This window comes from Klebsiella sp. Q2, assembly GCF_009900705.1.
Classification (GTDB): Bacteria; Pseudomonadota; Gammaproteobacteria; order Enterobacterales; family Enterobacteriaceae; genus Klebsiella; species Klebsiella quasipneumoniae.
On record NZ_JAAABE010000002.1, the window covers coordinates 422,794 to 435,718 of the forward strand.

At 59.7% G+C, this 12,925-nt stretch carries 10 protein-coding genes and 2 pseudogenes; 9 read left to right on the forward strand and 3 right to left on the reverse strand.

Annotated elements, in window-relative coordinates; all coding sequences use genetic code 11:
* The first annotated feature begins 89 nt into the window (after positions 1-89).
* Complete coding sequence (locus GT756_RS09795) at positions 90-389, forward strand: DUF406 domain-containing protein (RefSeq protein ID WP_020481014.1); 300 nt, start codon at positions 90-92, stop codon at positions 387-389.
* A 68-nt stretch (positions 390-457) separates the two neighbouring features.
* On the opposite strand, the gene pqqU is transcribed toward GT756_RS09795, so the two are convergent.
* Entirely contained in the window at positions 458-2,563 is a 2,106-nt protein-coding gene (gene pqqU, locus GT756_RS09800; RefSeq protein ID WP_017900492.1) for a TonB-dependent receptor PqqU, read from the reverse strand.
* 257 nt (positions 2,564-2,820) lie between these two features.
* Here pqqU and GT756_RS09805 point away from each other — a divergent pair, with 257 nt between their 5' ends.
* Both GT756_RS09805 and GT756_RS09810 read left to right on the forward strand, forming a co-directional pair.
* Positions 2,821-3,882 carry a YncE family protein gene (locus GT756_RS09805; protein ID WP_135683627.1) on the forward strand — a complete coding sequence of 354 codons (1,062 nt, stop codon included), beginning with the start codon at positions 2,821-2,823 and terminating at the stop codon, positions 3,880-3,882.
* A 148-nt stretch (positions 3,883-4,030) separates the two neighbouring features.
* Positions 4,031-4,252 carry a YgdI/YgdR family lipoprotein gene (locus GT756_RS09810; RefSeq protein ID WP_002906779.1) on the forward strand — a complete coding sequence of 74 codons (222 nt, stop codon included), beginning with the start codon at positions 4,031-4,033 and terminating at the stop codon, positions 4,250-4,252.
* Positions 4,253-4,302: 50 nt separating this feature from the next.
* Here the strand turns inward: GT756_RS09810 and ansP are convergent, their stop codons facing one another.
* Together ansP and GT756_RS09820 are read right to left on the reverse strand one after the other, a co-directional pair.
* On the reverse strand, positions 4,303-5,757 hold the full coding sequence (gene ansP / locus GT756_RS09815; RefSeq protein ID WP_004202744.1) for an L-asparagine permease: 1,455 nt from the start codon (positions 5,755-5,757) through the stop codon (positions 4,303-4,305).
* A 189-nt stretch (positions 5,758-5,946) separates the two neighbouring features.
* Positions 5,947-6,198 (reverse strand): annotated as a pseudogene (locus GT756_RS09820) (hypothetical protein); the annotation flags it as partial.
* A gap of 160 nt (positions 6,199-6,358) precedes the next feature.
* On the opposite strand from GT756_RS09820, the gene dapF reads away from it, so the two are divergent.
* From dapF to GT756_RS09855, 6 genes and pseudogenes are all read left to right on the forward strand, one after another.
* Positions 6,359-7,225, forward strand: coding sequence for a diaminopimelate epimerase (gene dapF / locus GT756_RS09825; protein ID WP_128335416.1), 867 nt, complete (start codon positions 6,359-6,361; stop codon positions 7,223-7,225).
* A gap of 126 nt (positions 7,226-7,351) precedes the next feature.
* Positions 7,352-7,903 (forward strand): hypothetical protein, encoded by a 552-nt coding sequence (locus tag GT756_RS09830; RefSeq protein WP_004202736.1) that lies wholly within the window; start codon positions 7,352-7,354, stop codon positions 7,901-7,903.
* A gap of 91 nt (positions 7,904-7,994) precedes the next feature.
* Complete coding sequence (locus GT756_RS09835; protein WP_053810327.1) at positions 7,995-9,002, forward strand: LLM class flavin-dependent oxidoreductase; 1,008 nt, start codon at positions 7,995-7,997, stop codon at positions 9,000-9,002.
* Positions 8,992-10,113 (forward strand): M20 peptidase aminoacylase family protein, encoded by a 1,122-nt coding sequence (locus GT756_RS09840; protein WP_017900497.1) that lies wholly within the window; start codon positions 8,992-8,994, stop codon positions 10,111-10,113. Before GT756_RS09835 ends, GT756_RS09840 begins: the two co-directional genes overlap by 11 nt.
* A gap of 24 nt (positions 10,114-10,137) precedes the next feature.
* Positions 10,138-12,401 (forward strand): annotated as a pseudogene (locus GT756_RS26175) (NtaA/DmoA family FMN-dependent monooxygenase).
* Between the two features lie 11 nt (positions 12,402-12,412).
* The gene (locus tag GT756_RS09855; protein ID WP_004202731.1) at positions 12,413-12,922 is read left to right on the forward strand and encodes a GNAT family N-acetyltransferase; all 510 of its coding nucleotides are present in this window, start codon (positions 12,413-12,415) and stop codon (positions 12,920-12,922) included.
* Positions 12,923-12,925: the final 3 nt, after the last annotated feature.

The window sequence follows — 12,925 nt, forward strand, 5'->3', positions numbered from 1 at the left end:
AATAAAAATCGCTAATCCTTACGGATATTAATGGTTTGCTTTTCGGCGAGCGGATTCTTATCCTTAAGAAAACTCAAGAGGTTATGACGATGAAAGATGTAGTAGATAAATGCAGCACCAAAGGCTGCGCCATTGATGTCGGGACAATCATTGATAACGAGGACTGCGTCTACCGGGCTGAGAAGTTATTCCCGAGCCGCGAGGAAGCGGAGTCAACCGTAGCCGCCGTTCGCGAGCGTGCCGCCGCGGCGGCGCCGGCCAGTGAACCGCCGCAGGTTGACTACACGCTCGCCGCCGCCGGCGACGAGGTGAAGCTCGATCTGTCCATCGCCTTCTCCTGCCAGGCGGAAAAGATCATTTTCGAATTGTCCCTGAGAAACCTGCTTTAATCAGCGCCCCGGGCGCCAGCGCCTGAGGGTAACGCCTTCGCCCGCTGGTCCGCGGGCGAAGCCGGGCGTTACTCGAAGCGCCAGGCGAGGTTCAGCCCGATACCATAGTTGCGTCCCGGCGCGGGCTCGTAGTAGCGTCCGTTGGACTCGTTAACGATGACGGACCCGACGTATTCGCGGTCGAACAGGTTGTCGACCCGGCCGAACAGATCCATATCCATCCTGCCATAGCTCCACTTATAGCCGGTCGTCAGGCCGACCACCGTCCAGGAAGGGGCTTTGGCGGTGTTTTCGTCGTTCGCCATGATGTCGCTCATGTAGCGAATATCGCTCCCGGCGTACCAGCCCTGCTCCGGCTGATAGCCGAAGGAGGCGTAACCCATATTGCGCGCGATCCCCGGAATACGGTTGCCGTTGCAGCTGGCGTCGCCGCAGACGTTGGTGCGATAGGTCGCGTCCAGCCAGGTCCAGGCCGCCTTCAGGCGCCAGCTCTCGCCAAACTGCTGATCCAGTCCCAGCTCCATGCCCTGACGACGGGTCTTGCCGGCGTTTTTATAGCTGGTGCGCCCGCCGCTGCTGCTGTCGACCACGATCTCATTATCGGTATCAGTCTGGAACAGGGCGGCGGTGAGCAGCCCATTGCCGATCCGCGTCTTGCTGCCGATCTCCACCGTGTCGTTGGTGGAGGGCTTCAGGCCGAAATTAAGGCCGCTCTGGTTATCGGAGCGGTATGACAGTTCGTTGATGGTCGGCGTCTCGAAGCCGCGGCCGGCGGAGAGGTAGACGTTCCACGCGTCGGTCAGGGCATACTTCAGCGAGCCTGCGGGCAGCCATTTGTGATAGCTGGCATCGCCGCTGTCATCGCCATTGCCCGGCGTGATGTAGTAGTCATTCGAATCGAACCATACCGAGCTGTAGCGCACCCCGGCATCGAGCGAAAGTTTGTCGGTGAGCTGCCACTGGGTCTGCAGGTAAGGGTCGACGTTCCACATCAGGTTGCGTTCGTTACGACGCAGCGCGCCCTGTTCGCCATACTGCGGCGCGCCGTTGACCATCACAAAGTTTTCATAGCCTTTGCGGCGCTCGCTCATGTTCTCGTAGTCAAGACCGGCGGTCAGGGTGACCGGCACCAGCAGCTCCCCGCGATGGGTCAGCCGGGTATCGATCCCCTGGTAGTGGCGGGTGAGGTCAATCACCCCGCCGGCGTGGCTCGGCTTCAGCTGCGGCGCGCGCGGGATCGACTGGAACTGGGTGGTTTCGCGTTCCCCGGCGTACATCATGACGCTGAGATCGTCCTGGGCGCTCAGCTGGCGCTCATAGCGCAGACCTGCCTGGGTCTGCCGGGTATTTTTGCGGGTATTATACTGGTCGCCGCGCGGCGACTGGCGCGGGTTATCGCGCCATTCATCGGCGGTTAATCCGCCGGCGTCATTGGCTTTGATATCGACACTATTCAGCAGCAGAGTCAGCTTACTGACGTCGTTGATACGCACCCCCAGCCGGGCGTTGGCCAGATTTTTGCGCGCGCCGCTGTGATCGCGATAGCCGTGGGTGGTGAAGCGGTTAGTCGACACCGTGTAATCCACATCGCCCGCGTGGCTGCCGTCGCCAACGGCGCCGGTGGCTTTCATTCCATAGTGCCAGGTGCCAAAGCTGCCATAGTAGCTGCTGGCTTCCACGGTGGGCGGCTGGGTGCCGGTCTGGCTGGTGACGTTGATCACCCCGCCGGACGAGTTACCGTAGAGGGCAGAGAAGGGGCCGCGCAGCACCTCAATGGTGTCGACGCTGCCGATATCGATATTGGACGTCTGCCCCTGGCCGTCGGGCATGGTCGCCGGAATGCCGTCCACATAGATGCGCAGCCCGCGCACGCCGTAGGTGGAGCGGGAGCCAAAGCCGCGAATCGACAGCTGCAGATCCTGGGCATAGTTTTGCCGGTTCTGCACCTGCAGGCCCGGCACGGCGCCTAGCGATTCAGAAAGGTTGACGCGCGGCGCGGCCTGGCGCATCTCATCCCCATTGACCACGCTGACGGCGGCGGGGGTATCCAGTTCAGAAACGGTGGTTGGCGCAGCGGTCACCACCATGGTTTGTTCATCGGCGGCCTGGGCGGCGGCGATGAGCGGCAGCAGCAGGGCCGGCAAGGCCGCATGTCGCACGGATAGGATTTTCATCGATAGTACTCGGGAGACGAACCAAATGGAACATATGTATATATGTTACCCCGTTTGTAAAATATTTGAAAATTATTAACTGCCGTTGGTTAACGGATAGTGCTCAAGGCTGACGAATTTACCGAACAACAACAATTAGCGCTCCACTTTAATAAGAATAATGATTACTATTCTCATTCAAAACAAGGTAGAGCCATGACTTTGCCGCCGGAAGCGATGTCGGGTCAGCACATACAGGTTTATCAAAGGGAGTCGTCATGTCATTACGTCAGTTTGCCGCGCCGCGTCTGCGCCATTCACTGTTATTCACTTCTCTGCTGCTGGCAGGCAGCTTTAGCGCCAACGCCGCGGAAGAGATGCTGCGCAAGGCCGTCGGAAAAGGGGCCTACGAAATGGCCTACAGCCAGCAGGAGAACGCGCTATGGGTTGCCACTTCGCAGAGTCGTTCGCTGGACAAGGGCGGGATTGTGTATCGTCTTGACCCCACCACCCTCGACGTGACGCAGATTATTCACAACGATCTGAAGCCGTTCGGCGCCGCTATCAACCATGCCACCGGTACGCTGTGGTTTGGCAATACCGTTGACAGCACCGTCACCGCCATTGACGCCAAAACCGGCGCCGTGAAGGGGCGACTGGTGCTGGACGAGCGTCAGCGCAGTGAAACCGTGCGCCCGCTGCAGCCGCGCGAGCTGGCGGTCAATGAGCAAACCAACACCGTCTACATTACCGGTCTGGGCAAAGAGAGCGTGATTTGGGTGGTGGACGGCGCTACCCTGAAGCTGAAAACGACCATTACCGGCACCGGGGCGATGGCCACCGGCCTGGCGATCGACCCGCAGAATAAGCGTCTCTATACCACCAACGCCGACGGCGAACTGCTGACCATCGACAGCGAGAACAACACCATTGTGTCGCGCAAAAAATTGCTGGATGACGGCAAGGCGCATTTCTACCTTAACCTGAGCCTCGATACCGCCGGCCACCGCGCCTTTATTACCGACAGCAAGCAGCCGGAAGTGCTGGTGGTCGATACCCGCGACGGTAAGGTGCTGGAGAAAATCGCCGCGCCGGAATCGCTGGCGGTGCTGTTCAACCCCACCCGCAACGAAGCCTATGTGACGCATCGTAAAGCGGGGGAGGTGAGCGTTATCGACGGCAAGAGTTATAAGGTGGTGAAGACCTTTAAAACGCCGACCCATCCCAACAGCCTGGCGCTCTCTGATGACGGCAAAACGCTGTACGTCAGCGTGAAACAAGCTTCCAGCCGTGAGAAAGAGGCCACCGCCCCGGACGATGTGATCCGCATCGCGCTGTAAGGTCCCCGGGCGCGACGACCACTGCCACCGGTGGTCGCGCCCGGCATCTCACCCTCTGTTACAAACGCGTATTGGCCTGATAAACCAGATGGTTATACACTTACCCCTTTCCCGCCTCGCGCGGGCAGTGGTAATCAGTGGAGATAAAATGAAAAAGCCATTCATGGTGATTTGCGCCGGCGCGATGCTGGCCTTGCTGGCAGGCTGTTCGTCCAACTACGTTATGACCACCAAAAGCGGTCAGACGATCGTGACTCACGGCAAGCCGCAGCTGGATAAAGAAACGGGGATGACCAGCTATATCGATGAGTCTGGTAATAAGCGGGAGATTAATAGCAGCGACGTGTCGCAGTTGGTTGAGGATAACTAAGTCCTGACCTCCCGGTTTGCCCGCGATGGACAAACCGGGAGTCCTGCCATTTACTGCTTGAGCGTCGGCGCTGTGCTGTGAATCGCATGCACGCGCTTACGCACGCCAAACCAGCCCGCCACCAACAGCACCGCCAGCAACGGGATGGAGCCAATGGTATAGGTGCCGTTCGGATAATCGAAGGCCATCAGCACCAGCACGCTAAACAGGAACAGCAGCGTCAGCCACGAGGTGAACGGCGCCCCCGGCATTCTGAAGCTCACCTGAGCCGCTTTCCCTTCCTTAATCGCTTTGCGCAGACGCATCTGACACACCACGATAAAGCCCCAGGAAGCAATGATCCCCAGCGAAGCGACGTTGAGGACGATCTCAAACACCTGCGACGGCACCAGATAGTTGAGGAACACCCCGACCACGTACACCGCCAGCGTCGCCAGGATCCCGGCGTAAGGGACGTGGTGACGGCTCATCTTCGACATGAACTTCGGCGCGGAGCCCCCCATCGACATGGAGCGCAGAATACGTCCGGTGCTGTAGAGGCCGGAGTTAAGGCTGGAGAGGGCGGCGGTTAATACCACGATGTTCATCACGCTGCCGATGTACGGCACGCCCAGTTTTGAGAAGAAGGTAACAAACGGGCTCTGTCCCGCCTGGTAGGCGTTCCACGGCAGCAGCAGCACCAGCAGCACCACCGACCCAACGTAGAACAGGCCGATACGCCAGATCACGCTGTTGATGGCCTTCGGCACCATCCTCTCCGGATCTTTACACTCACCGGCCGCGGTGCCCACCAGCTCAATGGAGGCGAAGGCGAAGACCACGCCCTGCACCAGCACCAGCGCCGGCAGGAGGCCGTGCGGGAAGAAGCCGCCGTTATCGGTGATCAGGTGGAAGCCTGTGGCATTACCGTCCAGCGGCTTACCGGAGCCGAGGAAAATGGTACCGACCACGAGAAACGCGACGATCGCCAGTACTTTGACCAGTGCGAACCAGAACTCCATCTCGGCGAACCACTTCACGCCGATCATGTTCATGGTGCCAACGATGGCTAGCGCGCCAAGGGCGAAGACCCACTGCGGCACATCGCCAAAGGCGCCCCAATAGTGCATATACAGCGCCACGGCGGTGATATCGACGATCCCGGTCATTGCCCAGTTAACGAAGTACATCCAGCCGGCCACGTAGGCGGCTTTTTCGCCGAGGAATTCCCTGGCATAAGAGACGAAGCTGCCGCTCGAGGGGCGGTGGAGAACCAGTTCGCCGAGCGCGCGAAGAATAAAGAAAGAGAAGATGCCGCAGACCAGATAGACCAGTGCGAGCGCTGGCCCTGCCATTTGTAAACGTGCCCCGGCGCCGAGGAACAAACCGGTACCGATGGCGCCGCCGATGGCGATCATCTGTACCTGACGGTTGCCCATCGCTTTGTGATAACCCGCTTCGTGTGAGTTGAGCCAGTGGCGTTTTGCAGCATGGTGCTCCGCTGCAGTGTCGTGTTTCGTATTCATTGATGTATCAGTTTCCTGTCAATGCCCATGTTTGCAGCCGGTGTGGAGGACGGCTGGCACATTATGCTGGCTTTCTCATCATTCTGACGTAGGAGATAAGCTCAGACATGGCGCTGAATCCTACACGTAACCTAATAGTTACGCACCTAAAACATTTACCGATAGCATTTGACAGATTTATCAATGAGATCAGCGTCGCAGAGTTTCCCGCAACAGAATGAAAGCGCTGGTATGTTGGCGTCGACTGGGGTAATAGCGAGGCTGTCCGGGGACGGCGTGGGGCCAGTTCGCCTGCTGGCGCATTCGTTGGTCACAGGCGATAGCCAGCTGTTCGCCGAGTCGCAGCCCAGCGTTTAACCGGTCATCGACGACCACCGTTTGGCCATTATCATCAGTGCTTTTGATGTTAATATCCGGATATTCCAGCATAAATGGCTTCAGCGTCAGTCACGGCGGGGATGCGCAGACGGGAGAAGCATGACGCCTGCCTGCCGAAGAGCAGAATGAACAGAGCGGTTAAGCCTTAGTGTTTAATTCATTCTGGCGGCGCAGGTATTGTAAGATGCAAGATCAGACCCATAGCGCCAGGCGACCCCACACAATGACCCCCTTACAGTTTCATAAATATCACGGACTGGGTAATGATTACCTGGTATGCCATCGCGCCGTTGCCGACCAGCTGAGCAACGAGCATATTCGAATTCTGTGCCATCGCCACTATGGCGTTGGTTCCGATGGTCTGCTGATCGACAGCGGCGATCAAACCCATCCCACGCTGCGTATTATCAATCCGGACGGCTCCGAGGCGGAGAAAAGCGGTAATGGGCTACGGATCTATGCGCGCTATCTGTTTGATAGCGGTCGCGTCGGCCATGAGCCTTTTTTAGTGCACACGGCGGGCGGAGATGTCTATTGCACCGTGGAGAGTGATTTTCATCAGATTAGCGTGGATATGGGGCGGGCGAATTTCAATCCGGCGGCGTTACCCGCCTTAGTGAATTTGCCCGAGGCGGTGAATTATCCGTTGACGCTGGCGGATGAAACCCTGTCCGTCGTGCTGGTCTCCATGGGCAATCCCCACTGCGTTGTCCTCGTGGATAAGCTCGACCTGGAACAGGTTCATCGTTTAGGACCGCAAATTGAACATCATCCCTTATTCCCCAAACGCTGCAATGTGCAGTTCGTGGAAATTGTCGATCGCCATACGCTGAAGATTGGTATCTGGGAGCGGGGCGCCGGGTTTACGATGGCCTCCGGGAGCAGCAGCTGCGCGGCGGCCAGCGCCATGCGCCGGTTAGGGAAGGTGGACGATCGGGTGGATGTCAACATGCCAGGCGGCCAGCTGTGCATCACCTTCGGCGCGGATTTTCAGGTGAATATGCGCGGTCCGGTGCATAAGATCGCCAGCCTGACGCTGGATAAAGACTGCTTTGTTGGCGGCAGCGCCATCTTTACTGGCGCGGCATGACAGGTGGGGCGATCAGCCGGAAATTTTTTGCCTTTCGCTTGCTGGCGTAAGCGGCTGTACATACTGCCTTTTCCCATCCGGGCAAAGGCGGCGAACAACGGGAATGGCTACCAGGGAGAATCAGAGATGAACATCAACGTGGTCGGCACCAGCGGCTCAGGTAAATCCACCCTGGCTCGTCGCCTGGCGCACAGGCTGGGGCTGCGCTGGATCGAACTGGATCGCCTGTACTGGCGGCCAAACTGGCAGGGCACGCCTGATGAGGCGTTTTTCGCCGCCATTGCCGCCGCGACGGCCACCCCGGGCTGGGTGCTGGACGGCAACTACAATCGCAGCCGCGGGGTCAAATGGCGCGAGGTGGATCTGGTGATCTGGCTGGATTATGGCCTCTGGCGCACGCTGCGCCAGGCGGTGTGGCGGGCCGCGAGCCGGGCGTGGCGACAACAGGAGCTATGGCCGGGCACCGGCAACCGCGAGAGTTTCCGCCGTTCGTTCTGCAGCCGGGAATCCATCATCCTCTGGACGCTGAAGACCTGGCGGCAGAATCGTCGACGCTATCTGGCCGATATGCAGGATCCGCAATATCGGCATATTCGCTTCGTCCGGCTGCGCAGTCCGCGGCAGGCTGAGGCGCTGCTCCGCGAGCTGGAAGCGCAGCGGTCAGGCGGGCATATCTAATTTTCAGCAGTACACATGTGAATTAATTGTTTCTCAATAGTTAGCAGAGATTTTAATAATGCAGGTACGTACTTTCATATGAGCCTGCGAAATGTCTTATCGAATCAGTATCCTGGATAAAAGTCCGCTTGCCGCCGGGGAAACCGCCGCGCAGGCGCTGGCGCGCACATTAACGCTGGCGCAACACGCCGAAGCCTGGGGCTATCACCGCTTCTGGGTCGCCGAACACCACAATACCGATCAGCTGGCGAGCCCCTCTCCGGAGCTGGTTATCGCCTGGCTGCTGGGCCACACCCGGCGCATTCGTCTTGGGTCCGGCGGCGTCATGCTCCAGCACTACAGCCCCTATAAAGTCGCGGAAAACTTTAACCTGCTGGCCGCCCTCGCGCCGGGTCGCATCGATCTCGGGGTGGGCAAGGCGCCTGGCGGCCTGCCGCTCTCCACCCGCGCCCTGCAGCAGGGCCTGCATCAGGAGGAGAAAGGGACCTTTGCCGATCAGCTGGCGCAGCTGGATAACTGGCTGTCACTGACTGAGCCAGGGGGAGAGGAGAGCCTGCGCGCCACGCCGATCCCGCCGCGCCGGGCCGACGGATTTCTGCTCGGCGCCAGCCTGGAGAGTGCGGAACTGGCCGCCCGTCTTGACTGGAACTTTGTCTTTGCGGCCCATCTCAATGGCGACAGCGCGCTGCGCCGCACGGTGATCAACCGCTGGCGCGAGCTCAGCCCGCGTGAGGCGATCGTCGCCGTGCAGGTGGTGGTGGCTGACGATCCGGCCACCGCCGCTGCGCTGGCGCAGCAGGTCGAGGTGTGGGGCGTCGAGCTGGAGAACGGCCAGCGGGTGACCGTCGGCAGTGAGGCTCAGGCCGTCGCCTTTGCCCGCCAGGCTGGCAGCCGGCCGACACGCATCCACCGCCGCGAATCTTCACTGATCTCCGGTACTCCCGAACAGGTTAAAGCCCGGCTTGACGCGCTGCAGGCGGAAGATCAGCTGGATGAATTAATCATTGATACCCCCATTAGCGACGGGCCTGCGCGCCTGCGCTCCCTGCGCCTGCTGGCGCAGGCTCACTACGGCAAGGAGGTGCTGAATGTCCTTTGAACAACAACTGATTAGCTGGCGGCGCGAGCTGCACCAGAACCCGGAGCTCTCCCTACAGGAAGTAGCCACCACCGCGCGGATCCGCGACTGGCTGCAGAGCGGCGGGCTGACTCTGCTGCCCTTCGATCTGAAAACCGGGCTGGTCGCCGAAGTCGGCAGCGGCGACAAGGTGATTGCCCTGCGGGCGGACATCGACGCGTTGCCCATCGAGGAGGCGACCGGTCTGCCTTACCGCTCGCAAAATGAAGGGGTGATGCATGCCTGCGGCCACGATATTCACACCAGCGTGATGCTGGGGGCGGCGCTGCTGCTGAAGGATCGGGAAGCGGAACTCCCGGGGCGGGTACGGATCCTGTTTCAGCCGGCGGAAGAAAATTTTGGCGGCGCGAAAACCCTGATCCGCGCCGGGGCGCTGGAGGACGTGTCGGCGATCTTTGGTATGCACAATGAGCCCGGCCTGCCGGTGGGCGAATTTGCCACCCGCGGCGGCGCGTTCTACGCCAACGTCGATCGCTTCGTCTTCAAAGTGACCGGGAAGGGGGCGCATGCCGCCCGCCCACATGAAGGAAAGGATGCGATCCTGCTGGCCAGCCAGCTGGTGACGGTGCTGCAGAGCGTGGCCAGCCGGGAAGTGAACACCCTCGACTCAGTGGTGCTCAGCGTGACGCGGGTCCAGGGAGGCAATACCTGGAACGTGCTGCCGGAGAGCGTCGAACTGGAGGGGACGCTGCGCACCCACAGCAGTGAAGTGCAGCAGCGGGTCAAGGCCCGGGTCAGCGAGATCGCGGCCGGTTTCGCCAGCGCCTTTGGCGCACAGATTGACGTCTTCTGGTATGCCGGCCCGACGGCGCTGGTCAATGACGCCCGCTGGGCCGACTTCGCCAGCGACGTGGCGGCCCAGGCCGGGTACCGCACCCATCACGCCGATCTGCATCTCGGTGGCGAAGATTTTGCGGTCTATCTTCAGCATATTCCCGGGGCGTTCGTCAGCATCGGCAGCGCCAGCGAATATGGTCTGCACCATCCGGCATTTAATCCGGATGAACGGCTGATTGCGCCCGCGGCGCATTATTTCGCCCGGCTCGCGGAAGAAGCGTTACAACACATTTAACGGATGGCAGGGGAAAGGGTAGCTATGTCTGAAAATCGACAATTGCGTCTGGGAACCATATTACATGGTGCATCGGGAAATATGTCCGCATGGCGTCATCCGGCGGCCCAGGCCGACGCCAGTATTAATTTTGATTTTGTTACAGAGACGGCGTTAAAAGCGGAAGCGGGTAAGCTGGATTTTATTTTTGTCGCCGACGGTTTATATATTAATGAAAAATCGATTCCCCATTTTTTAAATCGCTTCGAGCCCTTAACGGTGCTTTCCGCGCTGGCCGCGGTTACCCGGCGGCTGGGGCTGGTGGGGACCTTATCCACTTCGTACAGCGAGCCGTTTACCTCCGCCCGACAGTTCGCCAGCCTTGACCATTTAAGCCAGGGGCGGGCGGGCTGGAACGTGGTCACTTCGCCGCTGGAAGGGTCGGCGAAAAACTTCTCCCGGGCCCAGCATCCGGATCATGCGCTGCGCTATCGCATTGCCGATGAATATCTGCAGGTGGTGAAAGGCTTATGGGATTCATGGGAAGAGGACGCCTTTGTGCGCAATAAGGAGACTGGCCAGTTCTTTGATAAAAATAAACTGCATACGCTCGATCACCATGGCGATTTCTTTAAAGTGGCCGGGCCGCTAAATATTGCCCGCACGCCACAGGGACGGCCGATTATTTTCCAGGCCGGCGCGTCGGACGACGGCAAGAAATTAGCCGCACGCCACGCCGATGCCATTTTTACCCATCAGGAATCGCTGGCCGAGGCGCAGGCATTTTATCAGGATGTCAAAAGCCAACTCAGCGCATATCAGCGCACCCCGGACCAACTGCATATCTTCCAGGGCGTCAGCGTCATTGTCGGAGATGACGCCGAGGATGCGGAACGTCAGTACCAGACTACCGCGGCGCTGGTTTCCATCGAAGATGCGCTGAACTATCTTGGGCGCTATTTCGAGCACCATGATTTTTCGCAGTACCCGCTTGATGAACCGTTCCCGGATATTGGCGACCTGGGACAAAACAGCTTCCGCAGCACCACCGACGAGATTAAACGTCACGCCCGCGAGCGGGGATTAACCCTGCGCCAGGTGGCCCTGGAGGCCGCGAGCCCACGTCCGCGCTTTACCGGCACCGCCAGCGATGTCGCCGATGGCCTGCAGCTGTGGTTCGAACAGCGCGCGGCGGACGGTTTCATCATTCAGGGCGGCACGCCGGAAACCTTCCCGCGCTTTGTTGACGAGGTGGTGCCTCTGTTACAGGCGCGCGGTCTGTTCCGTCGCGACTATCCGGGCACCACCCTGCGGGAAAGTCTGGGCCTGGCGCTACCCGCTAATCAATTCCAAAAATAAGAAAAGAGAATCACGCTATGCAGAAAACAACACTCTTGCTGGCCGTCGCGTTGGCATTTAGCGCCTCGTCGTGGGCACAGGACGTCAAGATCAATGGCACCGGGGTAAGCCTGGAGGCCAACAAAACGCCGATTCACACAGCGAAAAACCCGAAGGCCATTGCCCTGTTGCCGAAAGATCTGCATCTGGCGGTGCCGGGGAAATTCACCGTCGCGGTGGCGGCCCTGAACTCACCGCCGCTGACGGTCTTCGCCGATGACAACAAAACCCTGCTCGGCAGCGAGGCGGATATCGCCCGGCTGGTGGCGGAGAGTCTCGGGCTGGAGGTGAACGTAGTTCCCACCTCCTGGGAAGACTGGCCGCTGGGAGTCACCTCCGGCAAATATGATGCCGCGATCAGCAATATTACCGTCACCAAAGAGCGAAAAGAGAAGTTCGATTTCGCCACCTACCGCAAAGATTCGCTGGGCTTCTACGTCAAAAGCACCAGTCCGCTGAACAAAATTGACAAGGCGGAGGACATCGCCGGGCTGAAGATTATCGTCGGCTCCGGTACTAACCAGGAGGCGATCCTGCTGGCGTGGAACGCGGAGAACGTCAAGAAGGGGCTGAAGCCGTTTACCCCGGTTTACACCAAGGATGATGCCGCCCAGACGCTGGCGCTGCAGACCGGGCGAGCCGACGCCTTTTTCGGCCCTAACGTAATTGGCGCATGGAAGGCGGCGCTGACCGGCAAAACCAAACTGGTGGGCAGCGTCGACGGCGGCTGGCCGAAAGCGGCGCATATCGCGGTAACGCTGAAAAAAGACAGCGGGCTGGTGAATGCCGTCCAGGCGGCGCTGAACGGCGCTATCGCCAGCGGGGACTACGCCAAAGTGCTTAACCGCTGGGGAGAAGGGGTGGAAAGCATACCGCAATCGGAAATCAACCCGCCCGGGCTGGGCGACTGACAGGAGGCGCGATGAGCGAAGCATTCCGCGATATTTCTCCGGACGCCCCGGAGCTGCAGCCGATTATTAGCGGGCTGTTTGCTGAATACGCCGCCCGCTACGGCGACTATTTTTCCCGCGATGCGGAAGTGGAGTTGAGCGAGTGGTATTTGCCGCCGCAGGGGCTGTTTATCGTCCTTGAGCGTGAGGGCGAAATTATCGCCACCGGCGCTTATAAACCTAAGGATCGCCACACCGCAGAGATCAAACGTATCTGGACGCACCGCCGTCTGCGCCAGCAGGGGCTGGCGGCGAAAGTAGTTCAGGAGCTGGAGCGGCGGGCGGTGCTGGCCGGGTACAGCCATATCTACCTGACCACCGGCTTCCGCCAGCCGGAGGCGGTAAAGCTCTATCTCAGCCAGGGGTATGAGGCGCAGTTTGACCTCGCGCGAGACCCGGAAGAGTACAGTCAGCCGCCTTACGATGGCCGGCTGCGGTTCACTAAAGCGCTGGCGGTGAGCGCCTTTAGCCACAGCGCCTGAGGA

What these genes read in the sequence shown, in the direction of transcription:
- GT756_RS09835 (WP_053810327.1), top strand. Translation starts at nt 7,995, where the DNA reads ATGTCTTATCGAATCAGTATCCTGGATAAAAGTCCGCTTGCCGCCGGG.
- dapF (WP_128335416.1), top strand. Translation starts at nt 6,359, where the DNA reads ATGACCCCCTTACAGTTTCATAAATATCACGGACTGGGTAATGATTAC.
- GT756_RS09810 (WP_002906779.1), top strand. Translation starts at nt 4,031, where the DNA reads ATGAAAAAGCCATTCATGGTGATTTGCGCCGGCGCGATGCTGGCCTTG.
- GT756_RS09840 (WP_017900497.1), top strand. Translation starts at nt 8,992, where the DNA reads ATGTCCTTTGAACAACAACTGATTAGCTGGCGGCGCGAGCTGCACCAG.
- GT756_RS09830 (WP_004202736.1), top strand. Translation starts at nt 7,352, where the DNA reads ATGAACATCAACGTGGTCGGCACCAGCGGCTCAGGTAAATCCACCCTG.
- GT756_RS09795 (WP_020481014.1), top strand. Translation starts at nt 90, where the DNA reads ATGAAAGATGTAGTAGATAAATGCAGCACCAAAGGCTGCGCCATTGAT.
- GT756_RS09855 (WP_004202731.1), top strand. Translation starts at nt 12,413, where the DNA reads ATGAGCGAAGCATTCCGCGATATTTCTCCGGACGCCCCGGAGCTGCAG.
- ansP (WP_004202744.1), bottom strand. Translation starts at nt 5,757, where the DNA reads ATGAATACGAAACACGACACTGCAGCGGAGCACCATGCTGCAAAACGC.
- pqqU (WP_017900492.1), bottom strand. Translation starts at nt 2,563, where the DNA reads ATGAAAATCCTATCCGTGCGACATGCGGCCTTGCCGGCCCTGCTGCTG.
- GT756_RS09805 (WP_135683627.1), top strand. Translation starts at nt 2,821, where the DNA reads ATGTCATTACGTCAGTTTGCCGCGCCGCGTCTGCGCCATTCACTGTTA.